The following is a 23,939-nucleotide window of genomic DNA, read 5'->3' on the forward strand; positions in this document are numbered from 1 at the left end:
CCATGCCTGCCGCCTGAGGAGTTTGTGATCATGTCCGGTTCCGCTACTGCCAGCCCTCCCGCAAAACCCGATCTGCCGTCCAGTGATGGTGCTGGCCTCACGCCAGATGCTCAGTGCCCCTATCTGCTGGAAATCAGCCATATCAGCAAAGGCTTCCCTGGCGTTATCGCGCTCGACGATGTCCAGCTGCGCCTGCGTCCCGGCAGTGTGCTGGCGCTGATGGGCGAGAACGGGGCAGGGAAGTCAACGTTGATGAAAATCATCGCCGGGATCTACCAGCCCGATACCGGCGAAATTCGCTTGCGCGGCAAGCCGATCAGCTTTACCACCCCGCTTTCAGCGCTGCAGGCGGGTATCGCCATGATCCATCAGGAACTGAACCTGATGCCCTTCATGAGCATCGCCGAGAATATCTGGATCGGCCGCGAGCAGCTCAATGGCCTGCACATGGTCGACCACCGGGAAATGCACCGCTGTACGGCGCAACTGCTGGAGCGTCTGCGCATCAAGCTTGATCCCGAAGAACTGGTGGGCAACCTGAGCATTGCCGAGCGGCAGATGGTGGAGATCGCCAAAGCCGTTTCCTACGATTCGGACGTGCTGATCATGGACGAGCCCACCTCGGCCATTACCGAGACTGAAGTGGAGCACCTGTTTTCAATCATTGCCGACCTGCGCTCGCAGGGCAAAGGCATCATCTACATCACCCACAAGATGAATGAAGTGTTCAAGATCGCCGACGAAGTGGCGGTGTTTCGTGATGGCACCTACATTGGCCTGCAGCGCGCCGAAAGCATGGATGGCGACAGCCTGATCTCGATGATGGTCGGTCGCGAGTTGACCCAATTATTCCCGCAGCGCGAAAAGCCTGCGGGCGATGTCCTGCTTTCTGTCAGTGACCTGAGCCTGAAAGGCATTTTCCAGCAGGTATCCTTCGACCTGCGGGCCGGTGAGGTTCTGGGCATTGCCGGGCTGATGGGGTCGGGGCGCACCAATGTGGCCGAGACCCTGTTCGGGATCACTCCCAGCGACAGTGGCGAGATCCGTTTCGATGGCAAGACGGTACGCATTGGCGACCCGCATCAGGCCATCGAACTGGGGTTTGCGCTGCTGACCGAAGACCGCAAGCTGACCGGCCTGTTTCCGTGCCTGTCGGTCATGGAAAACATGGAAATGGCCGTCTTGGCCAATTATGCGGGTAATGGCTTCGTGCAGCAGAAAGCATTGCGGGCGCTGTGCGAAGACATGTGCAAGAAGCTGCGGGTGAAAACTCCTTCGCTGGAGCAGTGCATCGACACGCTGTCCGGTGGCAACCAGCAGAAAGCCCTGTTGGCGCGCTGGTTGATGACCAATCCCAGGGTCTTGATTCTCGACGAGCCGACGCGCGGCATCGACGTCGGTGCCAAGGCGGAAATTTATCGGCTGATCTCGCTGCTGGCCAGCGAAGGCATGGCCGTCATCATGATCTCTTCGGAGCTGCCGGAAGTGCTGGGCATGAGCGATCGGGTCATGGTCATGCACGAAGGCGAAATGATGGGGATTCTCGACCGTAGCGAAGCGACCCAGGAAAAAGTCATGCATCTGGCCTCCGGCCACCGGGTTCATTGAGCTTGCGCCACAGAGCCCGGTAGAAGAACAAGAGGGTAATCAACATGAGCAACGCGATTCTGCAAAACAAGCCGGCCCTGGCGCCGACCGGAAAAAAAAGAAGGCTGCCGACCGAGCTGAGTATTTTTCTGGTGCTGATCGGTATAGGCCTGATCTTTGAACTGTTCGGCTGGATCGTTCGCGATCAAAGCTTTCTGCTCAATTCCCAGCGTTTGGTACTGATGATTCTTCAGGTGTCGATCATCGGCCTGCTCGCTATCGGCGTCACGCAGGTGATCATCACCACGGGCATCGACCTGTCGTCCGGCTCGGTATTGGCGTTGTCGGCGATGATTGCCGCGAGTCTGGCGCAGACCTCGGATTTTTCCCGCGCGGTGTTTCCTTCGCTGACCGACCTGCCCGTATGGATTCCGATCGTGGTCGGGCTCGGGGTGGGGTTGCTCGCCGGCGCCATCAACGGCAGCATCATCGCGATCACCGGCATCCCGCCCTTCATCGCCACATTGGGCATGATGGTCTCTGCACGCGGCTTGGCACGCTTCTACACCGAAGGTCAGCCGGTGAGCATGCTCTCTGATTCCTACACGGCCATTGGCCAAGGCGCGATGCCGGTCATCATCTTTCTGGTGGTGGCGGTCATTTTCCACATTGCGCTGCGCTACACCAAGTACGGCAAATACACCTACGCCATTGGTGGCAACATGCAGGCGGCGCGCACCTCGGGGATCAACGTCAAGCGTCACCTGATCATTGTCTACAGCATCGCCGGGCTGCTGGCCGGATTGGCAGGCGTGGTTGCCTCGGCGCGAGCCGCAACCGGCCAGGCGGGCATGGGCATGTCCTATGAGCTGGATGCCATCGCGGCGGCAGTCATCGGCGGCACCAGCCTGGCGGGCGGCGTCGGGCGAATTACCGGCACGGTCATCGGTGCGCTGATTCTCGGGGTAATGGCCAGCGGCTTCACGTTTGTTGGCGTGGACGCCTACGTTCAGGACATCATCAAGGGTCTGATCATTGTGGCGGCGGTGGTAATCGATCAATATCGCAACAAGCGCAAGACCAAGCGCTGATTTCGATCATTTGTGCAAAAGGGCCTTTTCAGGCCCTTTTGCGCTGTTGATATTGCAGGAACCGATACGCTTTGAGTGGGTCAGAGCCTCATCAAGCAGCCCGCTGATCGGGTTATACATCCCCGTTTAAAGGGTTTTACCGCAATTGTTGTACGAAAATCCTTCAATTGTGTTGCCGAGCCCGTGAGCCGGCCTTAGACTGCCGCCCCTCGTAAATTGAGTGCCAGGTGGCGCTTGGAGATTACTGGTTTGTACGGCAACGTCGAGCCGCTCCTCAATGCACGTTTTTTTATAGAGAAATAAATGACAAAGGAAAAGTTGCTGGCCATGCCGGCCGATGACTACATGAACGCCGAGCAGCACGCTTTCTTCGTCGAGCTGTTGCAGGGCATGAAGGTCGAGATCCACGCGCGAATCGAGCAGAGCCGTATTGCCATCGAAAGCCTGGACACGCCTGCCGACCCTGCGGACGCGGCTTCCGTTGAAGAAGAGCGTCACTGGCTGGTCAACGTGATCGACCGCGATCAACGCATGCTGCCCCAGTTGGAAATGGCCTTGTCGCGCATTGCCGATGACACCTTTGGCTGGTGCGATGACAGCGGCGAGCCTATCGGCCTCAAGCGTCTGCTGATCAGCCCGACCACCAAGTATTGCATCGAAGCGCAAGAGCGCCACGAGCAGATCGACAAGCACCAGCGCCAGGCCTGATACACAGGCAACAGCGACTGAGTGACCGAACCGGGACGCAAGCAATTGCCTCCCGGTTTTCTTGTGCCCGGAGTTTGTCTGAAGTCACGCTGGTCGCTAAGACCAACAGCGCATGGCATAAGGCCGTTATCTGGCGTTTAATGAACGCAATAACGATAAATACTGACGGGGTGACGCAGCATGGCCGAGAACCTATCCATGGCAGCCGGGCTGCCGCTGGCCGATGCTTCGGGCGCTGCGTCGAAGTGGTGGGTGCCGGCGGTGCAGAGTGTTGCGTTGTGCCTGCTGCTGGCGGCCATGAGCGTGGCCGGGCTGTCTCTCTATGTGGTCACACCGCTGGCGTTGCTGGTGGTCTGGCTGCCACGTCTGGCGCGCAAAAGTGGCCTGGTTTCGCGCGTCGATTCCGGTGACAGCGACATTGCTTTGCTGACCCGCGATCTGTCGCGCACCACCAGTCATAACGCGCTTTCCGCCGCTCAGGTGGCGTTTTCCGTGGGGCAGTTGGCGGGCAGGGTGCAGTCGCAACTGGGGGCCGCCGAACAGGTGGTCAGCAGCGCCGAGCAGATGATTGCCACCGAGCAGCAGACCGCGCAGTTGAGCCAGCAGGCGCTGATTGCGGCCAGTGAGGCGCGTCAGCGCAGTGAGTCCGGAAGCAGCGCGCTGAATGAGTCCATCGAACGCATGCATCGCTTGAGCCAGCGCGCGGTCGGCAGTCGTGAGCTGATCGAAGCGCTGAGCCAGCGCAGCGAGGAGATCCAGCGAGTAACGATGGTGATCCAGTCGATTGCCAGCCAGACCAACCTGCTGGCGCTCAATGCTGCCATCGAAGCTGCCCGGGCAGGCGAACATGGACGCGGCTTTGCCGTGGTTGCCGATGAGGTGCGCGGGCTCGCCGGTCGAACCGCCAGCGCTACCGGGGAGGTTGGCCAGATGGTCGCCGACATTCAGCAACGTACCGCACAGGTTGTCGAGCAGATCCGCGAGTTGTCGTCCGATCTGGACACCGGCGTCGAACAGGTCGAGCTGACCGGTCAGCATCTGGGCAATATTGCCCGGCTGGCCGTCGAGGTCGAAAGCCAGGTCAGCGAAATCGCTCAGGGGGCACGAAGTAATCAGGATCAGTTGGCGAGCCTGTTCGAGGCCGTCGAGCACATGCGCAGTGATCTGGCGGTCAGCGATGAGCAGACCCGCCAACTGGCCAGGGCTGCCGTGCAGATGGAGGGGCAGGCTGAGACCATCAGCCAGCGCCTGGCTCAGGTGGGGCTGGATGATTATCACCAGCGTATCTACGATCTGGCCCGTGAAGGTGCGCAACGGATTGCAGAAAAGTTCGAGGCTGATATCGAGCAGGGGCGGGTCAGCCTGGACGACTTGTTTGATCGTAGCTATAAACCTGTCCCCAATACTTCGCCCACCCGGTTCACGACGCGTTTTGACCGTTACACCGACCAAACGCTGCCAGGGCTGCAAGAGCCCTTGCTTTCCCGGCACGAAGGTCTGGTGTTTGCCATTGCCTGCACGCAACAGGGTTACGTACCCACGCACAACAATGCGTTCAACCAGCCTTTGACGGGTGATGCGGCGGTGGACAATGCGCGTAATCGAAGCAAGCGCAAGTTCGATGACCGGACCGGTATTCGCTGCGGCAGCCATCAGTTGCCGGTTTTGCTGCAAACCTACACCCGCGACACGGGCGAGCTGATGCATGACCTGTCCGTGCCGATCATGCTCAAAGGGCGACACTGGGGTGGTTTGCGCCTGGGCTACAAGCCGCAAGGCTGACCACCTCCCTATAACTATGCAATTCAGGTCAAGACTATAACTGTGCACCCTTGACTGAATGCGGTGAGTTCAAAGTGATGAATTTATTGTAATTAGAGCGGATTGCAGGTCAGTACGTAGGCCGTTATTGATGGGGTGTTTATTTATAATCTACACAAGTTGTAGGACTTGTCTGAAACGACTCTGCATGGGTTGACTGTCCGGTATCTTTGAGCAAGCTGTTTAAATCAACTTATTACAATGTTGGTTTAAGTGCAGTCTGTTCAAGGACTGCCTCTAAGGACGGAAAAGTCATGAATGACAAATGGAATGTTTACCCCTCAGCAGCACTGTCAGGCGCGGTAACACGACGGGTTACCGCGCGCGTCGGTATTTTCTTCGATGGCACAGGAAACAACCGCGTCAACAGTCAGATTGGTGCCGATTGTCAGGCATTGATTGATATCAATGCAGGTCAGCATATCAAGGAGTGCGGCGGGCGCCATACTCAGCTCGGCAGCAGTTACAATAACGATCTCAGTAATATCGCCCGACTGGTCAGCCTTTACCGTCGACAACCTGTCGCCGAAAATGAAGGAGAAGGGCTGAAAGTTTATTATCCGCTGTACGTGAGTGGTGTCGGTACTATCTCCGGTGGGCGAGATTCGGTGTGGCCTGGGCAGAGTTTCGGCCGGGGGGCCACGGGCGTGGTTTCCAAGGTGGAAAATGCGTTCAGAAAACTCGAGTCGGTGTTGAAGGGTTTCCCGCAGGACAACCCCGATTGTGTACTGGAGGCACTTGAGCTGGATGTATTTGGCTTTAGCCGTGGCGCTGCGTCGGCCAGGCATCTGGTCAACGAAATTCTCAAGCAAAGCGCTGGAATGCTTGAGCCGATACTCGCCAGCCGTAAGGTCAAATTAAGCGAAAATTTCACGTGGCGTAATGGCAGCGTACGGCTCAAGGTTGTCGGCCTGTTCGACACTGTCGCTGCGATAGGCAGCTTGAAGGATCTGGGCAACACCGGCGACGCGAACAACCGGCGAGTCAATCTGTACCTGCCTCCCGGGTGTGCCGAGCAGGTATTGCATCTGGTGGCGCGCGACGAGTCGCGGCGCAATTTTGCGCTCAACAGTGTCAAGCCAGCGTGGCCGATGGAAATTACGCTGCCCGGCGCTCACTCCGATATCGGTGGTGGCTACCCGCCGCAAATGGAGGAAGACGTCCTGCTGACTCGTCCGCGGACAAGTCTGGTCAGCCGAAGCTGCTCACCTGACACGGCGGCCAGCTGGAAGGACTCCCAGGCTGAACTGGATAGCATGAGTCGCGATCAGTGGATTGATCCGCTCGACAGCCGTGCGTCTTTGCAAGTCCATCTATATGAAAGCGGCTATCAAGCATGCCGAAAAACGCTCAATGGCATGAAGCCGGTTATCGCAGCCGTGCGTATGAATCGTCAGGTGTTCGGTCATCTATCGAGGGTCTACCTGAACATCATGCACACGCTGGCATGCGACGAAGGCGTGCCCTTCGGACCTGTAGCGCAGAGCCCGGAGTTTCAGCTTCCACCTGAACTGGAGCGCATTGCGCGCAAGTTGACTGCCTATGCGCAAGGCGCCCCTTATTCACTGGAAGATCAAGAAGAGCAACTATTGCGTTGGCGCTACATCCATCAGTCCGCGCACTGGAGCGCCGTATTCGGCAGAGCCGGCACTTTGGGGGATGCGGTATTCGTCCATGCTCCGCAACCGGGTGGCCGCACATTGCATCTTAATATTGGCCAACCCGGTTATCCGCAATGATAATCAGCCGCCTGAGTGATTCACTCAGGCGCGTCATGCAAGAGCACATTCAGGTCGTCGATCACAGGCGCCCATTCGGCATCCTTGTGCAGTTCTTCTTTCAGGAATCTGGCCTGCGATTCTGACCAGAAATCGGCCTCGACCACTTTCACTTCATTGGGCAGTTGGTGGTTGGCGACAAATTCATCGATGCTGTGGTCGTCGGAGTCGAGTCCCAATTGATCGAACAAGTCTTTCAGCGTGTTTGTGGTCAGTTCCATGTCATCTCCTCGACGAGGGGTATCCCCGTTTTCATCAGTCCTTCATGGGAGTGATCGGCACACGCAAGAGTTCGATGCATTTGCCGGTCTGAAAAGATGGCCTTTTGTACTCTGCCTACAAGTGGTATGTTTCCACTGCCGCACACACCTGTAATGTTCAGGGCCGGAACCCGTCCAGCCCATGGGCGATGGTTCGTTTTTCCGGTATTTCCCGGTATCGCCGCTGCTACGACACTGATGTGTACAAAAGGTATATATCCCGTAGATGGCATGAGCCGGTAGAATCCGCCTCCCGCCTGCACCCGATTTGTGGTGGCGCTAACCTGTGCTACTGCCTGCAGCATGCCAAAAGGTCTGGCGTGCTCGATGCGGCCTATGGATGAATCGTTTTCTTGACTGTCCTGACATCAGGCAGCCTCATTTTCATGTTTGAGGGTTTGTACTTTGGCTGTAAGTAACCTGGATACCCATGCTTTGTTCGTGCTCGGCGATCTTCGCGCACAGTTGGTCAAGCAGTTCCAATCCCGTTTTGTCTACATCTCCGAGCAATCTGCCGAAGGCATTTATATTGCTGAAATCGACACTGAAAGCGCTTTGGTCGTCGATGACAAGCCGCGCCTTGAACTCAAGGTAGGCGATCACTTTCGTGCTTCAGTTCTGGCCAGCCGCGAAGGTGGCAAGCTGGAATTGAAGTTCCGTGAAATCAAGATGACCGTGTACGGGTTGGGTGAATATGCCTTCGTCGATATCCCTGAAGGCCACGGCATTGTGTTCAAGGAAGGTCAGACAGTTGTCATGGTGTTTGCCGCCAAAGAGCAATTGCAGATGGGCATGAGCAAGACCCTGAAGGGGGCTGTCGGCAAGGCTGCCAAATGGCGCAAGGGTGAGCTGAGCTTCAAGGCCAGCGAGTAATCCCGGCCCAGGCTCTGCACGTCAGCCTCCGGCGGATTCTTCGTTGCTACGAGCGCCGCTCACTTCTGCAGGCACATCGTCACCGGCCATGCGCTTGCGAAACAGCGCCGTACGCGCCAGCAGCAGGGTGGTCACCGGCACGGTGATCGCCAGCAGTACCGGAATCAGCCAGGCATGGATGACCGGCTCTGATTTAAGCGCAGAAAAGTAAACGATGGACGCCAGTGCCACGCACCAGGCGCCCAGCGTCGAAGCCAGAGCTGGCGGGTGCATGCGCTGGAAAAAGTCCTTGAGGCGCAGCAACCCCAGCGCGCCGGTCAAGGCGAACAGGCTGCTGGCGATCAGCAGGCCGGCCGTCAGTATCTCGGCCCAGAAGGGCACTGTGTTTGGCAGCCCGGTCATTCGATCACCTCTCCGCGCAGCAGGAATTTGGCCAGAGCAAACGAGCCGACAAAGCCGAACAGGGCAATCAGCATCGCGGCTTCGAAATACGTGTCACTGGCGTAGCGGATACCCAGCACCAGCATCATCAGCATGGCGATGATGTACAGATAGTCCAGGGCCAGAACCCGATCCTGAGCCGAGGGGCCCTTGATCAGGCGAATCAGGGTGATGACCATTGCCAGGGCGAAGATCAGCAGGCTGATCAGGATCGCGTTGTCGAGCAGTGCACTCATTGAAAGATCTCCATCAATGGACGCTCATAAGTGGTCTTGAAGTGCTCGATGAACTGCGCCTCGTCTTCCAGATCGAACACGTGCATCAGCAGCACGCTGCGATCCAGTGCCAGCTCGGACCAAACCGTGCCGGGCACTACCGTGGTGACCATCGCCAGCGCGGCAAGGCCGTGGGCATCGTGTAATTCAAGTGGCACCAGCACAAAGGCCGAGCGCGGGGGGCGCTGCTTGAGTCGCCATACGCTCAAACCGACCTGCAGGTTGGACACCACCACATCGACGCCTACTCTGCATAAAAACCTGAGGATCGTACCCGGTTTGCGTATGCGTACCGGCAGCGGCCGCAAGGGGGCCATCAGCACTGGCGCCAGAAAGCCGAGAATGGCACCCAGCAGCAAATGGCCGGGGCTGAGCGACAGGTTCAGTACCAGCCACAGCGCCCACAGCGCCAGCGAGAAGAGCGGGGCGGGAAACAGACGCTTCATGGTCGTCCCTCCGGGTTCACGTCCTGACTGGTAGGGCCGGGTATCGGGCGTGTGGCGAGCACTGATTGCACATACTGCTTGGGCTCGTGCAGTGCGGCGGCGGTGTCCTGTGTGTAGCGCAACAGCGGTTCGGCCTTGAACGTCAGTGCGATACACAGGCCCAGCAGAATGATGATCGGCAGGCATTCGTTGCGTCGCAACAACGGCGAAGGACGCTCGTGAGGTGTCCAGAAACGCTGAGTGCCGAGCCTGGAAAAGGCAATCAGCGACGCCAGCCCGGAGAAGATCAGCAGACTGATGAGCATCCAGGCCTGGGTAGAAAGCGCTTCATCCTGCGCGACATCCAGCCCCAGCGGGTTCATCAGGGCGCTGAGCAGGGTGAGCTTGCCAATGAACCCCGACAATGGCGGCATGCCGATGATCAGCAGGGCGCAGGCGATAAAACTCAGCCCCAGAAAGGCCACGGTCATGGGGATGACCTGGCCTACCACGACTTTTTGCTCGTCGTCCAGGTTGGTGCCGGGCGGCGGATGCAGTGATTCCATTACGCGCGGCAGTTGATCCACGTCGTCCTCCAACGGGATCTCGTTGGCGGAGCGGGAACGTTCGATCAATTCACCGAGCAGAAACATCGCGCTCAGCGCCAGGGTCGAGCTGACCATATAGAACAGCGCGCCCGATGTCAGGCTCGGCTGGGCGAAACCGATGGCCGACAGCAGAATGCCCGCCGACACCAGGATGCTCAGACTGGCGAGGCGTTCCAGGCGCTGGGCGGCGATGATGGCTATTGCGGCGGTAAAAATCGTCGCCATGCCGCCGTAGATGAGCCAGTCGCCGCCAAAGAATGCCGAGGCTCCAGCCTGACCGGAAAACAGCAGTGTCCACAGGCGCAACAGGGTGTAGACGCCGACTTTGGTCATGATCGCGAACATGGCCGCGACCGGTGCACTGGCTGCCGAGTAGGCCGGAACCAGCCAGAAGTTCAGTGGCCACATGCCGGCCTTGGCCAGAAACGCCGTGGCCAGAATGGCAGCGCCTGCGTGCAGCAGCCCCAGGTCGGACTCTGCCACCTGGGGAATCTTGATCGCCAGATCGGCGAAGTTGAGCGTGCCGGTCACCCCGTAGATCAGCGCAGCACCGATCAGAAACAGCGACGACGCCAGCAGGTTGATCGAAATATAATGCAGGCCTGTCGACACTCGCGCCCGGCCCGAGCCGTGCAACATCAGGCCGTAGGAGGCGGCCAGCAGGACCTCGAAGAACACGAACAGGTTGAACAGGTCGGCGGTCAGGAACGCGCCGTACAGGCCCATCAGCTGAATCTGGAACAGCGCGTGAAAACTCGCGCCGGCCCTATCCCAGCGAGCCAGCGCGAACAGCAGGGCGCAGACACCGACAATCCCGGTCAGTACCATCATCAGTGCCGACAGATGATCCACCACCAGCACGATGCCGAACGGCACGCCCCAGTTGCCCGGCAAGTAGACGCCGATCGAGCCGCTGCTGCCGGTCTGCTGCACCCAGACAAGCAGCGCCACGGATATGCCCAGCCCGAGCATGCTGGAGAACAGGTTGATTCGGCCCTTGAGCGGTCGATGCTTTTCGCCCAGCCAGAGCATCAGCCCGGCAGTCAGCAGCGGCAGCAGAATCGGCGCGATGATCAGTTGGTTCATCCAGCTCATGCCTTGGGCTCCCGGCCATCAACATGGTCGGTGCCGGTCAGGCCCCTGGAGGCAAGCAACACCACCAGAAACAATGCTGTCATGGCGAAGCTGATCACGATTGCGGTTAGCACCAGCGCCTGCGGCAGCGGGTCGGTGTAATTGAGCAGGTCCTGCGGAATGCCATCCTTGATGATTGGCTCTCTGCCGATGAACAGGCTGCCCATACTGAAGATGAACAGGTTGACCCCGTAGGACAGCAGGCACAGCCCCATGACCACCTGAAAGGTCCGTGGACGCAGGATCAGCCAGACGCCCGAGGCGGCCAGCACGCCGATGGCCGTTGCGATGACTTCTTCCATCAGAGGATTCCTTGCGGGTTGGCGACAGGCTTGGGCAGCTGTGTCGGACGGTGGCTGCGCACCGACTGGTGAGCCAGCGCAGTGAGGATCAACAGCGTCGACCCGACCACCACCGCATACACGCCGACATCGAAAAACAGGGCGCTGGCGATGTGAATATCGCCAAGTATCGGCAAATCGACATGCGCAGTGTGGGTGGTCATAAACGGGTAGCCCAGCAGCATGGAGCCAGCACCGGTGAGGACTGCGCACAGCAGGCCGGTGCCCATCCAGCGCAGCGGTCGCAGGCTCATTTGCGCCTCGACCCACTGAGTGCCGGCGACCATGTATTGCAGAATGAACGCCACCGACATCACCAGACCGGCGACAAAACCGCCGCCCGGCTGGTTGTGGCCCCGAACGAACAGGTACATCGAAATGATGAAGGCAATCGGCAGGAGCAACCTCACCAGCGCTGCCGGGACCATCATGAAGCCGAGCGCGGTGTCGCTGGCGCTGCGCGGGTTGACCAGGTCGGTCACCACGTCTCGGGCGAGCAGGCGTTGTTGGGTCGGCAGCAGAATGCTTTCTTTCGGTGGGCGGAAGCGCCGCAGCAAGGCAAATACCGTAAGCGCCACGGCGGCCAGCACGGTGATTTCGCCGAACGTGTCGAAGCCACGGAAATCCACCAGCATCACGTTGACCACGTTGGTGCCGCCGCCCTGTGGCAGCGCGCGGCTCAGGTAGAACGACGAGATGGCGTTGGGCGTCTGCCGAGTGAGCATGGCGTAGGACAGTATCGCCATTCCCAGCCCGACCAGCACCGCCAGGCCAAAGTCGCGTATCCGCCGGGTGCGAGCGCGCAGGCGGGCGCTGAGCGGTGCGACGTCTTCGTTGCGTCGCGGCAGCCAGCGCAGACCGAGCAGAATCAGCACCGTGGTCACCACTTCCACGACCAGTTGGGTCAGCGCCAGATCAGGTGCCGAGAACCAGACAAAGGTGATGCACGTCATCAGGCCGCACACGCTGACCATGACCAATGCTGCCAGACGGTGATATTTACCCTGCCATGCCGCACCGATGGCGCAGGCAATCGCGATCAGCCAGAGCGTGACAAATACCCCGGAGCCCGGAATTTTTGGCCGGTCGCCCCAAGTCAGGCCGCTGAAATACATTGGAATGAAGCCGCCCAGCACCGCCGCCAGCACCAGCAGAAACAATTGCGGCTGCAAACGACGCGTACTGACCTTGCGCTCGAAACGCCGCGCCCAGTGCATGACGACAACCAGGCTGCGCTCGAAGAAGCGTTTGCCGTTGAGACGTCCCACCAGCGGCGGGGTGGTGATGCGTTCGTGCTTGAGGGGCTTGCGCAGCAATAGGTACAGAATGATGCCGCCCGCCATCGCCACCAGGCTCATGACCATCGGCAGATTCCAGCCATGCCAGATCGCCAGGCTGTACTGGGGCAGTGTTCCGCCCACCACCGGGCGTGCAGCGGCTGCCAGCAGAGGCGCGACGGACTGCGCCGGGAATATGCCGACGACCAGGCACGTCAGCACCAACAGTTCGACCGGCGCACGCATCCAGCGCGGCGGCTCATGGGGCAAGTGCGGCAGGTCTTTGGCTGCCGGTCCGAAAAACACATCGACCGTGAAGCGCAGCGAATAGGCGACGCTGAATATACCGGCAATGGTCGCGATGACAGGCAGCGCGATCTCGACCCAGGCCGTGGCGGAAATGAACACCGTCTCGGCAAAGAACATTTCCTTGGACAGGAACCCGTTGAGCAGCGGCACGCCGGCCATCGATGCGCTGGCGACCATTGCCAGCGTCGCGGTATAGGGAAGCAGCTTTACCAGCCCGCTGAGCCGCCGGATATCTCGGGTCCCGCTCTCGTGGTCGATGATCCCGGCCGCCATGAACAGCGAGGCTTTGAAGGTGGCATGGTTGAGAATATGGAACACCGCAGCGACGGCTGCCAGCGGGCTGTTCAGGCCCAGCAGCAGTGTGATCAGGCCCAGGTGGCTGATGGTCGAGTACGCCAGCAGTCCTTTGAGGTCATTCTGAAAGATGGCTGCATAGGCGCCCAGAATCAGCGTGCAGGCACCCGCGCCGCTGACGATCCAGAACCATTGCTCGGTGCCGGACAGCGCGGGCCACATCCGCGCCATAAGAAACACCCCTGCCTTGACCATGGTCGCCGAGTGTAGATAAGCCGAAACCGGTGTGGGCGCCGCCATGGCGTGGGGCAGCCAGAAATGGAACGGGAACTGCGCGCTTTTGGTCAATGCGCCGATCAGAATCAGGGTCAGCAATACCGGGTATAAGGCATGGGCGCGAATCGCGTCACCGGAGGCCAGCACACGGTCCAGATCGTAACTGCCTGCCACATGCCCCAGGATCATCATGCCCGCCAGCAGTGCCAGCCCGCCTGCGCCGGTGACCATCAGCGCCATGTACGCGCCACGGCGTGCATCGGCGCGATGATGCCAGTAGCCGATCAGCAGAAACGAAAACAGGCTGGTCAGCTCCCAGAAAAACACGATCTGAATCAGGTTGCCGGACATGACCAGCCCGAGCATGGCACCCATGAACGCCAGGAAAAAAGCGAAGAAGCGCGGCACCGGATCGTCCGGCGACATGTAATAGCGGGCGTAGAGCGACACCAGCGCACCGATGCCCAGCACCAGCATCGAAAACAGCCAGGCGAAGCCGTCGATGCGTAGAACGAAATTCATCCCAAGGCTTGGCAGCCAGAAATATTCCTCGCGAATCACGCCGCCGTCGGCGATCTGCGGGAACCACAACGCCATCTGGATCGCGCCGATCAAGGCGACCAGACCCGCCAGAAACGATTCTGCGTTACGCGCGTTGTGCGGCAAAATGGCCGCCAGACAGCTGCCAATGAACGGCAGAAGCAGTAGAACTATCAGGGACATAGGCTTCTAATCTGCAGGGGAATGTCAAGCATCATACGTGCCAGACACCCCTATACCAAAGGGACGGTTTCCGAAATTTCCTACAAAAAGTGTCTGCTGTTTTTTATGCAGCAAATTGTTGCTACAGCAAGAATGTTTCACGGCAACGCCACCGGCGCTTTATTCGACGTTTCGCAGGCCTTCTTCATTGAGGCTCGCCTCATCTTCGGCAACAAATTCGCCAGCAACAGAGCGTCGTTTCATTTCGCTGACGATCACTCCGGCGACAATCAATGCCGCGCCGAGCAGCGCAATGCCCGGCAAGCGCTCACCCGCCAGTCTTCCGACAAGCCCGGCCCAGACCGGTTCACCGGCATAGATCACGGTTGCACGCGTGGGCGAAACACTTTTCTGTGCCCAGTTCATGGCGATCTGAATCGCCGCACTCATAAGCCCGAGCCCCACTGCGCTGACCACCAGCAACCAAGAGAAATCCGGCAGGCGCTCCTGGGTCGGCACGATCATCAAAAACGCCAGAATCGAGGCGGTCGCCAGTTGCACGACGGTGACGCGCCGCACATCAACCTTGCCCGCATAAGCGCTGATCATGATGATCTCTGCCGCGATGGCCACTGCACTGATCAGTGTCACGATTTCGCCGAAGCTAAGGTTCAGGGTAGCGCCCTGTGGCCCCGACACCAGCATCAGCCCGGTAAAGGCAAGGATGATCCCCAGTGTCGGCATCAACCCCGGGCGCCGGCCCAGCACCAGCCACTGCAATAAAGGCACACACGGTACGTACAGCGCGGTGATGAATGCGGACTGGCTGCTGGGGATGGTCTGCAGCCCGACCGTCTGCAGTCCATAGCCGAGCATGATCGCGGTGCCGATGAAGACGCCGGCCTTTAGCTCAAGAAAGGTCAGGCCGCGCAGCACCTTCAGCGAAAACAGCGCTACGATAAGCGCCGCGGCGGCAAAGCGCAGGCCGACGAAGAACATCGGACCACTGACGGTGAGCGCATGCTGTACCAGCAGAAATGTGCCTCCCCAGAGCATAGTGATCAGGATCAGCACGGCTTCGGCCTTGCTGATACGGGGTATGTGGCTGATAGACTTCATTTCAGCTCTGGGCTCCTGTGACTGCGCTATGGCAGCAATGCGTATGATGAGAGGCTGAGCACTCTGACAGCACCCTGGGATTGGGCAGTATAATGCGCAACGGTTTGATGTGAGCACCACGATGCACAAAGAAAACTCGCCACGCGCGCCGGTTCTGCAACATGTCAGCCATAACGTGCGGCGTCTGCGCAACGCCGCTGACCTCAGCCAGACCGCGCTGGCGGAAAAATCCGGCGTCAGTCGCCGCATGCTGGTCGCCATCGAGGCCGGCGAGAAAAACGTCAGCCTGGCAACGCTGGATCGGGTGGCCGAGGCGCTTGAGGTTGCCTTCAGCGACCTGATTCAGGCGCCGGAAAATCGCGATCATAGCCGTATCAACGAACTGGCCTGGGCAGGTACGATCCCTGGCAGCAAAGCCGTGCTGCTGGCCAGAGCGATCGCACGGCGAGAGGTTGAATTGTGGGAGTTCTGCCTGGCTCCCGGCGATGCCTACGTGTCAGAAGCCGACCCGGATGGCTGGAGTGAGCAGGTCTACGTCGTGGAAGGTCGGCTGACCCTGCGTTTTGCCGAGCCTGCCGCCGCGCAGCAGGTGGGGCCGGGCGAATTCTTCATGTTCCCCAGCAATCAGCCGCACCGCTACTGCAATGAGGCTGACACCACCTTACGCTTCGTGCGCAACGTGGTGCTTTGACTCTATCGTGACCCGACTTTTATCGTAACTCGACCGAGGCGCTGTTCGATGACCCAAGACCCACACCAGACGGCTGACATTCTGATCATCGGCGGCGGTCTGAGCGGCAGCATGCTGGCGGCGCAACTGTTGCGCAGGCCTGGGCAGCGCCGCATCCTGATCATCGAGACTCGCAGCGAGCTTGGCCGGGGCGAGGCCTACAGCGCTACCGAGCCGGGCCATACGCTCAATGGCAACGCGGCGCGCATGAGCGTCGACCCGGACAACGCGCACGACCTTACCGAGTGGCTGACCGGCTATCTGGCCGAAGGCGGCTGGCCTGAAGCGGCCGAGCAGAAAATCCCGGTCGCCGAACTGTTCCCGCCGCGCGGGGTGTTCGGGCTTTATGTGCAGCAGCGTCTGCGCGAGGCGCAGGTGGTGGGCGAGGGCTTTGGCTCGACGGTCGGGCACGTGCACGGCGAGGCGGTGGACGTGCAGGTCAGTGAGCAGGGCGTGAGCGTCACACTGGCTGATGGTCGTGAACTGCGCGGCAGTCAGGCCGTGCTGGCGACTGGCATGTACGCCGCTTCACGCACCCCGCAGCGCGAGTCGAACGCGCTGAACGCTGCATCGCTGGACCCTTGGGATGTAAGCGTCATGCAACAGCTTGATCCGCAAACCCGTGTGCTGATTATCGGCTCGGGGCTGACCATGGTCGATGCGCTGGTGTCTCTGGAAAAGGCCGGACACCGCGGGCCGATTCAGGTCTTTTCCCGACACGGTCTGTTACCACATGTGCGCCGTCAGCCGCCTGAATGGTCGGATTTTCTGGCGCAGGACCCGAGCATTCGCAGCACCCGTCAACTGGTCCGCAAGGTTCGCGAGCAGTGTGAACTGGCCATTGAAAGCGGCATTGACTGGCAGGCCCCGCTGGACACTGTGCGTGCCAACGTCGGCAGGTTGTGGAACCAGGCGACTGACACACAGCGTCGACAATTCGTACGGCACGTAAGGCCGTGGTGGGAGAGCCATCACCACCGCTCGCCACCACCGAGCGCGGCACTGCTGGCACGGCTGGTCAAGCAGGGGCGGCTGAGCATTGAAGCGGCTTCATTGCAGGGTGTTGCCAGCCTGCCGTCAGGTCAGGTGCAGATCAGTGTCCGTCGGCGTGGCGAGCATGAGCCGACGCACATCCTCGGCGATGCGTTGATCAACTCCACAGGTATCGAGTACGACTGGCGTCGCGTAGACCGTCCTCTGCCTCGCCAGCTACTGGCTCGAGGCCTGATCCAGCCCGGCCCGCTGGCACTGGGCATTGCAGCGGCCCACGATGGCGCGGTGCTTGATGCGCAAGGCCAGCGCTCAGCCCACCTGTTCGCCATGGGCCCGCCGTTGCGCGGCATGTGGTGGGAAAGCACCGCAGTCACTGACGTAGCGATTCAGGCCAAGGCCCTGGCAATGCGTCTGGCCTGAGCCCACAAGGCCATGACGCTCCGCGATAATGCTCTGGCTTCAGATGTGCTTTGCGAGCGCAATATCACTGACGGAGCCGGGATTTTGCATACCTTGATCCTTCAAAGTATGTCGCCGAGGGGCGAAAAGGCGCCTTGAGCCTGGAGCATATCCGACTGACATCGCAAAACCGCTTTGCGACGCGCAGCGCCACAAACACAAAAAGGACGCAGAGCGTCCAGAACTGCATGCCGACGCGGAGCGACGGCACGATAGTCAGTTATGTGTACAACTTCCTGGTGGCAGTCCACTCGGCGCCATTGCCTGCTACACCGACAAGTGCAACATCCTGTCGCCCTGCACATTCTCACCCGGTCTGCGTTTGTTGACCGCCAGCTCGCCAATCTTGATCAGGCGGGTGCGGGTCACGTTGCGGGTCAGGCCCAGCAGGCTGGCGGTGTGTACCTGATTATGGTGGCAGAAGCGATAAGCCGTTCTGAGCAGCGTGTCTTCAACCTTCTCGTGCAACGCACCAGCCTGTTCTTCAAACAGCTTCTGAAACGCGCGGTTGAGCAACTGTTCGGCCGACTCGTCAGCCTGGTTTTGCTCGTCCTGACGCTCAATCCTCAAGTTGGACATGCGCAGGTCATCACGCTGAATGATCCCGTCGCGGCAGACCAGCAACGTGTGGTGAATGACGTTTTCCAGCTCGCGAATGTTGCCCGGCCAACTGTAGGTCCTGAGTTTGTGCTCGGCTTCGGCACTGATCCGCACGGGGCCATGGCGCAGGCGCTGGCTGTAGACCTCGATGAAATGCCGAGCCAACGGCAGGATATCGCCCGGCCGGTCACGCAACGGGCTCAGTTCCAGATTGACCACGTCCAGCCGGTAATACAGGTCCTCGCGGAAATGCCCGGCATTGATGGCTTTTTCCAGCTGCACGTTGGTGGCCGCCAGGACCCGCACATCAATCGGAATGCTCTTGCGCGAGCCGAGGCGAACCACTTCGCGCTCTTGAAGCACGCGCAGCAGTTTGACCTGCAGAGTCATGGGCAGATCGCCGATCTCATCGAGAAACAGCGTGCCGCCGTTGGCCTCTTCAAACCAGCCGGCCTTGGCGCTGATTGCACCGGTAAACGCGCCTTTGTCGTGGCCGAACAGCTCGGCCTCGATCAGGTTTTCGGAGAACGCGCCGCAGTTGACCGCCACAAACGGCTTGTCACGTCGGGCGCTCAACTCGTGAACGTGCCTTGCAACCAGTTCCTTGCCGGTGCCGGTCTCGCCGATGATCAGCACGCTGGCGTCGCTGGGTGCCACTTGGCGCACATGAGCGAGCAGGGCTCTGGACTTGGGGTCCTCGAATACCTGCGCAGTCGCCCTGATCGAGGTCGCCAGCGCAGGCGAGTGCGGTAAGGTCAGCAGTTGCCCGGACATCACTTGGCCTGCGGGGGCAGATCGTTGGCGATCATTTCGCCGAACGGGCCCGTCAGGTTGGTGATACCACGCCCGGCGAGGCTGGCATAAGGCTCGGGCAGTAGCGGGAAGACCAGTTCAGCAAAACGGTAGGCTTCTTCCAGGTGCGGGTAGCCCGAGAAAATGAAGCTCTCGATGCCCAGGTCTGCGTATTCCTTGATGCGCTCTGCCACTTCCTGCGGGTTGCCAACCAGCGCTGTGCCCGCGCCGCCACGTACCAGACCGACGCCGGCCCACAGGTTGGGGGCGATTTCCAGATTGTCGCGGCGCCCATCATGCAAGGCCGCCATGCGCCGTTGGCCTTCGGAGTCAAAACGCGAGAAAGACTTCTGCGCGGCAGCGATGGTTTCGTCGCTGATGTGTTCGATCAGGGTGCTCGCCGCTTTCCAGGCTTCTTCACTGGTTTGGCGCACAATCACGTGCAGACGAATACCGAATTTCACGGTACGGCCCTTGCGTGCCGCACGTTCGCGCACGTCAGCCAGTTTTTGCGCGACGGCCGCCGGCGGCTCGCCCCAGGTCAGGTAAACGTCCACCTGATCGGCGGCCAGATCGTGCGCTGCGTCGGAGGATCCCCCGAAATACAACGGCGGATACGGCTTCTGAATCGGCGGATAAAGGGCTTTGGCGTTCTGCACGCGCAGGTGCTTGCCCTCGAAATCGACCGCTTCGCCCTGCAACACACGACGCCAGATGTGCAGAAACTCATCGGTGACTTCATAGCGCTCGCTGTGATCAAGGAAGCTGCCATCGCCACGGTTTTCGTCCGGGTCGCCACCGGTCACCACGTTGATCAGCAGGCGGCCACCGGACAGACGATCCAGGGTCGCAGCCATACGTGCAGAAACGGTAGGGGAAATGATCCCCGGACGAATCGCTACCAGGTATTTCAGACGTTCGGTCAGCGGCACCAGCGCCGAAGCGATAACCCACGAATCCTCGCAGGAGCGGCCAGTCGGGATCAGCACCCCATAGTAGCCAAGGTCATCGGCAGCCTGGGCTACCTGCTTCAGATAGTTGAGCGTAACGGGACGTGCGCCCTTTGTCGTGCCCAGATAATGGCCGTCGCCGTGAGTCGGAAGAAACCAGAAAACGTTCATGACAAATCCTTGGGAATGATCAGCGAGGTGAAAGCTGACGGGACCAACTGTTGGGTTGCAGACAGTTCACCAACAGCGTTCGAGGTGGGCCCAGTTATAGTTCGTCTGATTTATTCCGCAAAATAACGTTAAACCATATTTTTAGATCGTAAAAGAATATGTCAGGCTGGAAATCTTGAGTGCGCTCTGCTGAAACCCCTCTACAACAGGGCTTTGGCGGGCATTTCGCCTTTAAACGCGGCACTTGGCAGTGGGCAAAATACCGAGCCAAAGCGTTGACAGTTTATGCAGTCGGTTTGAAAAAACTGAAGCTTGCGCGGGTTTTCCGGCGCTCGTCAGCCCGTCGAAACTTTTACTCTGCCGCTCCTGTCACTTTTTCACGACCCACAGGAGTAAGACCATGGCAAGGGCAATCTGGAAAGGTGCAATCAGCTTCGGACTGGTGCACATCCCCGTCGCACTGGTTTCTGCGACCACGTCAAACAGTGTCGATTTTGACTGGCTCGACAAGCGCAGCATGGACCCGGTCGGCTACAAGCGAATCAACAAGGTCACCGGCAAGGAAGTTACCAAGGAAAATATCGTCAAGGGCGTGCTGCACGAGAAGGACCGTTACGTGGTGCTCAGTGAAGAGGAGATTCGCTCTGCGCACCCTAAATCGACTCAGACCATCGACATCTTTGCCTTCGTCGACAGCCAGCAGATTCCGTTGCAGAACATCGATACGCCTTATTTTCTGACCCCCGACAAGCGTGGCGAAAAAGTCTATGCGCTGTTGCGCGAAACGCTGGTCGACACCCAAAAAGTCGCGCTGGCCAACGTCGTGTTGCATACCCGCGAGCACCTGGCGGCGGTCATGCCGCTGGAGTCGGCACTGGTGATGGTGATCCTGCGCTGGCCCGCCGATGTGCGTGAGCTCGACGCACTGGAGCTGACCGAGGCCGTAACCGATGCCAGGTTGACCAAGAGCGAACGTGACATGGCCAAGCGTCTGGTCAAGGACATGAGCGCAGACTGGCAACCCGACCAGTATCACGACACGTTTCAGGAAAAGATCATGCAACTGGTCCAAACCAAAGCCGGTGAAGGCAAGATCGAGGATGTCGAAACTGATCCGGGCGAGGAAGAGCGCAAGAGCGCCGATGTCATTGACCTTACCGATCTGCTGCGCCGCAGCCTGGCAGGCAAGAGCAGCGCCAGTAAAACACGCAAGCCTGCTGCGAAGGCCAAGGTCGCAGACAAGCAAAGCCCTAAGCCGAAACGACCTGCCGTGCGCAAGAAAACCGGCAAAGCTTCTTGAGCCATAAGCCTTTTGAGGCATACGGAGAAATCGTCCATGGTCAAGCCAGCCAGTGAATACGCGCGCAAGCGCAACTTTGACGTCACCTCCGAGCCTTTGGAGAGCAAACGTAAAGGCAAGGCGCGGTCCGGTGCACTGAGTTTTGTGATTCAGAAGCACGATGCGCGCAACCTGCATTACGACTTTCGGCTGGAACTGGACGGTACGCTGAAGAGCTGGGCGGTGCCCAAAGGGCCCAGCCTGGACCCGAAACAGAAGCGTCTGGCCGTGCATGTCGAAGATCATCCGTTGGACTACGCCGCTTTTGAAGGCAGCATTCCGAAGGGCCAGTACGGCGGAGGCGATGTAATCGTCTGGGACAGGGGCATCTGGCAACCCCATGGTGATCCACGCAAGACCTATGAGGACGGCAAACTCAAGTTCACCCTGATCGGCGAAAAACTCAGTGGCGAGTGGGCGCTGGTGCGCACTCGGCTCAAGGGCAGTGGCAGCAAGGAGCAGTGGCTGCTGATCAAGGAAAAGGACGACATCGCGCGACCTGCCGCCGAATACGATATCACCGAGGCGCAACCGCAAAGCGTGATCAGCGGTGCGCACGTCGGGGCAGGGCGTTCAGCGCCAGCAAAGCCCAAAGCCAAGGCCGTTGAAGCGAAGCCTGCGCGCAAGCCCGCACCCAAAAAGGCGAAAGCCGTTTTCCCGGACACGTTTGCGCCGCAACTGGCGACACTGGTCGATGCGCCGCCTGCGGGCGACTGGCTGTACGAGATCAAGTTTGACGGCTATCGCATGCTGACGCGTATCCAGAATGACGAGGTGCGTCTGTTCACCCGTAACGGCAACGACTGGACTGACCAGTTGCCCGAGCTGACCAAGGCGCTCAAGGGCCTGAAGTTGCAAGATAGTTGGTTCGACGGCGAAGTGGTGGTGCTCGACGAGCAAGGGCTGCCGGATTTTCAGGGGTTGCAGAATGCCTTTGATGAGGGGCACAGCAAAAATATTTTCTATTACCTGTTCGACATGCCGTTTCTGAGCGGCGAAGACCTGCGCGAAGTGCCTCTTGAGCAGCGTCGCGACGCTTTGAAACAAGTGCTCGGCAGCCAGCGCAGCCGCTTGCTGCGCTATTCGGATGCGTTTCAGGCCGGGCATCAGGACATCGTGGCCAGTGCGGCGGCGATGGGCCTGGAGGGCGTAATCGGCAAGCGCGCTGGCAGCGCGTACGTTGGCAAGCGCAATGCCGACTGGATCAAGCTCAAATGCCGGTTGCGCCAGGAATTCGTGATCGTCGGTTATACCGCGCCGCAAGGCAGCCGCTCGGCCTTCGGCGCGCTGTTGTTGGCGGTCAATGACGATGCTCAGGGGCTGGTGTATGCCGGACGGGTCGGCACCGGGTTTACCGAGGCGACGCTCAAACACGTGCACAAGCAACTTAAACCGCTGCACCGCGAGGAATCGCCCTTGGCGAAAAAACTGACCTCGGCGCAGGCGCGCGGCGTGCAGTGGGTCGAGCCGACGCTGGTCTGCGAAGCTGAGTTTGCGCAGTGGACTCGCGAGGGCATCGTGCGTCAGGCAGCGTTTTTCGGCCTGCGCGGCGACAAGCCAGCTGGCGATGTGGTGCGTGAAGACGCTCAGCCAGCCGAGGCTGCGTCAGTCACTCCTGAGCCCTCCAGGTAGCCCGGCAAGAAAACTGCCCGAGGCAAGGTTGATGTGGCGGGCACTGGCATCAGTCATCCGCAGCGGGTGATCGACAGCACTACAGGCACGAAGAAAATCGAGCTTGCGCAGTTTTACGAGTCTATCGCCGACTGGATTCTGCCGTACCTGAACAAGCGGCCAGTGGCATTGCTGCGCTGCCCGGAAGGCATCGACGGCGAGCAGTTTTTTCAGAAACACGCCGAGCACCTTGCCATACCGCATATCAGGCAGCTGGATCGGGCGCTGGATCCCGGCCACGCCGCGCTGATGGAGATCGACTCTGTGCAGGCGCTGGTGGGCGCGGCGCAGATGGGCGCCATCGAGTTGCACACCTGGGGCGCGACCCGCGACAGGATCGAAACACCGGATCATTTTGTGCTGGACCTTGACCCAGACCCGGCGCTGCCCTGGCGCAGCATGATCGAGGCCACGCAAATGGTTCTCGCCGTACTGGAGGAGCTGGGGCTTGAGGCTTTTCTCAAGACCAGTGGCGGCAAAGGCATGCACATTATTGTGCCGCTGGCGCGACAGGCCGAGTGGGACACCGTGAAAGCCTTCGCCAAGGCCATCGCCGAGTTCATCAGCCGTCAGTTGCCGGAACGCTTCACAGCCACAATGGGGCCGAAAAACCGGGTCGGCAAGATTTTCATCGATTACCTGCGCAACAGTCGTGGCGGCAGCACAGTGACCGCCTATTCGGTACGCGCCCGGCCGGGTTTGCCGGTCTCGGTGCCGATTGCGCTGCATGAGCTGACCGGTCTGACGTCGTCGGCGCAATGGGACATCACCAACCTTGAGCAACGCTTGAGCCAGCTCAAGAGTGACCCGTGGGCCGGTTACAGCAACCGGCGCAAAATCACGCAAAAGATGTGGAAACAGCTGGGGGCTAAACAGCCTTGAAATCAGGCGGGTCTTCTATTTCACCGCCAACCG

Annotated in this window: 19 protein-coding genes and 1 pseudogene; 10 read left to right on the forward strand and 10 right to left on the reverse strand. The window is 59.7% G+C overall.

The window, feature by feature from the left end:
- Window positions 1-30: 30 nt before the first annotated feature.
- The 5 genes from QRN38_RS04405 (at window position 31) to QRN38_RS04425 (ending at window position 6,946) form a co-directional block, all read left to right on the forward strand.
- The gene (locus QRN38_RS04405) at window positions 31-1,608 is read left to right on the forward strand and encodes a sugar ABC transporter ATP-binding protein (protein WP_005771154.1); all 1,578 of its coding nucleotides are present in this window, start codon (window positions 31-33) and stop codon (window positions 1,606-1,608) included.
- A gap of 44 nt (window positions 1,609-1,652) precedes the next feature.
- Window positions 1,653-2,678, forward strand: a complete 1,026-nt coding sequence (locus QRN38_RS04410; protein WP_003380853.1) for an ABC transporter permease — start codon at window positions 1,653-1,655, stop codon at window positions 2,676-2,678.
- 303 nt (window positions 2,679-2,981) lie between these two features.
- Window positions 2,982-3,386, forward strand: coding sequence for a TraR/DksA family transcriptional regulator (locus tag QRN38_RS04415; RefSeq protein ID WP_003380850.1), 405 nt, complete (start codon window positions 2,982-2,984; stop codon window positions 3,384-3,386).
- Between the two features lie 564 nt (window positions 3,387-3,950).
- The gene (locus tag QRN38_RS04420) at window positions 3,951-5,168 is read left to right on the forward strand and encodes a methyl-accepting chemotaxis protein (RefSeq protein ID WP_375232811.1); all 1,218 of its coding nucleotides are present in this window, start codon (window positions 3,951-3,953) and stop codon (window positions 5,166-5,168) included.
- 293 nt (window positions 5,169-5,461) lie between these two features.
- Window positions 5,462-6,946 carry a T6SS phospholipase effector Tle1-like catalytic domain-containing protein gene (locus QRN38_RS04425; RefSeq protein ID WP_057418969.1) on the forward strand — a complete coding sequence of 495 codons (1,485 nt, stop codon included), beginning with the start codon at window positions 5,462-5,464 and terminating at the stop codon, window positions 6,944-6,946.
- Window positions 6,947-6,966: 20 nt separating this feature from the next.
- Here QRN38_RS04425 and QRN38_RS04430 read toward each other — a convergent pair whose 3' ends face one another.
- Entirely contained in the window at window positions 6,967-7,206 is a 240-nt protein-coding gene (locus QRN38_RS04430) for a DUF2789 domain-containing protein (protein ID WP_005771165.1), read from the reverse strand.
- Between the two features lie 444 nt (window positions 7,207-7,650).
- Here QRN38_RS04430 and QRN38_RS04435 point away from each other — a divergent pair, with 444 nt between their 5' ends.
- On the forward strand, window positions 7,651-8,118 hold the full coding sequence (locus QRN38_RS04435; RefSeq protein ID WP_005771167.1) for a hypothetical protein: 468 nt from the start codon (window positions 7,651-7,653) through the stop codon (window positions 8,116-8,118).
- 21 nt (window positions 8,119-8,139) lie between these two features.
- On the opposite strand, the gene QRN38_RS04440 is transcribed toward QRN38_RS04435, so the two are convergent.
- From QRN38_RS04440 to QRN38_RS04470, 7 genes are all read right to left on the reverse strand, one after another.
- Window positions 8,140-8,520, reverse strand: coding sequence for a Na+/H+ antiporter subunit G (locus QRN38_RS04440; protein WP_005771168.1), 381 nt, complete (start codon window positions 8,518-8,520; stop codon window positions 8,140-8,142).
- Window positions 8,517-8,795 carry a K+/H+ antiporter subunit F gene (locus tag QRN38_RS04445; RefSeq protein WP_005771169.1) on the reverse strand — a complete coding sequence of 93 codons (279 nt, stop codon included), beginning with the start codon at window positions 8,793-8,795 and terminating at the stop codon, window positions 8,517-8,519. The genes QRN38_RS04440 and QRN38_RS04445 overlap by 4 nt, the downstream gene beginning before the upstream one ends.
- On the reverse strand, window positions 8,792-9,280 hold the full coding sequence (locus QRN38_RS04450) for a Na+/H+ antiporter subunit E (protein WP_005771170.1): 489 nt from the start codon (window positions 9,278-9,280) through the stop codon (window positions 8,792-8,794). The genes QRN38_RS04445 and QRN38_RS04450 overlap by 4 nt, the downstream gene beginning before the upstream one ends.
- Complete coding sequence (locus tag QRN38_RS04455) at window positions 9,277-10,962, reverse strand: monovalent cation/H+ antiporter subunit D (RefSeq protein ID WP_005771172.1); 1,686 nt, start codon at window positions 10,960-10,962, stop codon at window positions 9,277-9,279. Before QRN38_RS04455 ends, QRN38_RS04450 begins: the two co-directional genes overlap by 4 nt.
- Window positions 10,959-11,303 carry a Na+/H+ antiporter subunit C gene (locus QRN38_RS04460; protein WP_003380836.1) on the reverse strand — a complete coding sequence of 115 codons (345 nt, stop codon included), beginning with the start codon at window positions 11,301-11,303 and terminating at the stop codon, window positions 10,959-10,961. Before QRN38_RS04460 ends, QRN38_RS04455 begins: the two co-directional genes overlap by 4 nt.
- Window positions 11,303-14,221, reverse strand: coding sequence for a monovalent cation/H+ antiporter subunit A (locus tag QRN38_RS04465; RefSeq protein ID WP_007246970.1), 2,919 nt, complete (start codon window positions 14,219-14,221; stop codon window positions 11,303-11,305). The genes QRN38_RS04460 and QRN38_RS04465 overlap by 1 nt, the downstream gene beginning before the upstream one ends.
- A gap of 159 nt (window positions 14,222-14,380) precedes the next feature.
- Window positions 14,381-15,319, reverse strand: a complete 939-nt coding sequence (locus QRN38_RS04470) for a DMT family transporter (protein ID WP_057417044.1) — start codon at window positions 15,317-15,319, stop codon at window positions 14,381-14,383.
- 121 nt (window positions 15,320-15,440) lie between these two features.
- On the opposite strand from QRN38_RS04470, the gene QRN38_RS04475 reads away from it, so the two are divergent.
- Together QRN38_RS04475 and QRN38_RS04480 are read left to right on the forward strand one after the other, a co-directional pair.
- Entirely contained in the window at window positions 15,441-16,010 is a 570-nt protein-coding gene (locus tag QRN38_RS04475) for a helix-turn-helix domain-containing protein (RefSeq protein WP_044390342.1), read from the forward strand.
- A gap of 48 nt (window positions 16,011-16,058) precedes the next feature.
- Window positions 16,059-17,462: an FAD/NAD(P)-binding protein gene (locus tag QRN38_RS04480; RefSeq protein WP_057417045.1), complete on the forward strand. Its 1,404-nt coding sequence runs from the start codon at window positions 16,059-16,061 to the stop codon at window positions 17,460-17,462.
- Between the two features lie 306 nt (window positions 17,463-17,768).
- On the opposite strand, the gene QRN38_RS04485 is transcribed toward QRN38_RS04480, so the two are convergent.
- Window positions 17,769-18,875: a sigma-54 interaction domain-containing protein gene (locus QRN38_RS04485; RefSeq protein WP_007246973.1), complete on the reverse strand. Its 1,107-nt coding sequence runs from the start codon at window positions 18,873-18,875 to the stop codon at window positions 17,769-17,771.
- Window positions 18,875-20,014 (reverse strand): FMNH2-dependent alkanesulfonate monooxygenase, encoded by a 1,140-nt coding sequence (ssuD, locus tag QRN38_RS04490; RefSeq protein WP_046463564.1) that lies wholly within the window; start codon window positions 20,012-20,014, stop codon window positions 18,875-18,877. The genes QRN38_RS04485 and ssuD overlap by 1 nt, the downstream gene beginning before the upstream one ends.
- 400 nt (window positions 20,015-20,414) lie before the next feature.
- On the opposite strand from ssuD, the gene ku reads away from it, so the two are divergent.
- Window positions 20,415-21,314, forward strand: coding sequence for a non-homologous end joining protein Ku (gene ku / locus QRN38_RS04495; RefSeq protein ID WP_057418970.1), 900 nt, complete (start codon window positions 20,415-20,417; stop codon window positions 21,312-21,314).
- A 36-nt stretch (window positions 21,315-21,350) separates the two neighbouring features.
- A pseudogene (gene ligD, locus QRN38_RS04500) lies at window positions 21,351-23,906 on the forward strand (DNA ligase D).
- The last annotated feature ends 33 nt before the right edge of the window (window positions 23,907-23,939 follow it).

The sequence above is a fragment of the Pseudomonas sp. CFBP2511 genome, from assembly GCF_030209255.1.
GTDB classification, from domain to species: Bacteria; Pseudomonadota; Gammaproteobacteria; order Pseudomonadales; family Pseudomonadaceae; genus Aquipseudomonas; species Aquipseudomonas avellanae.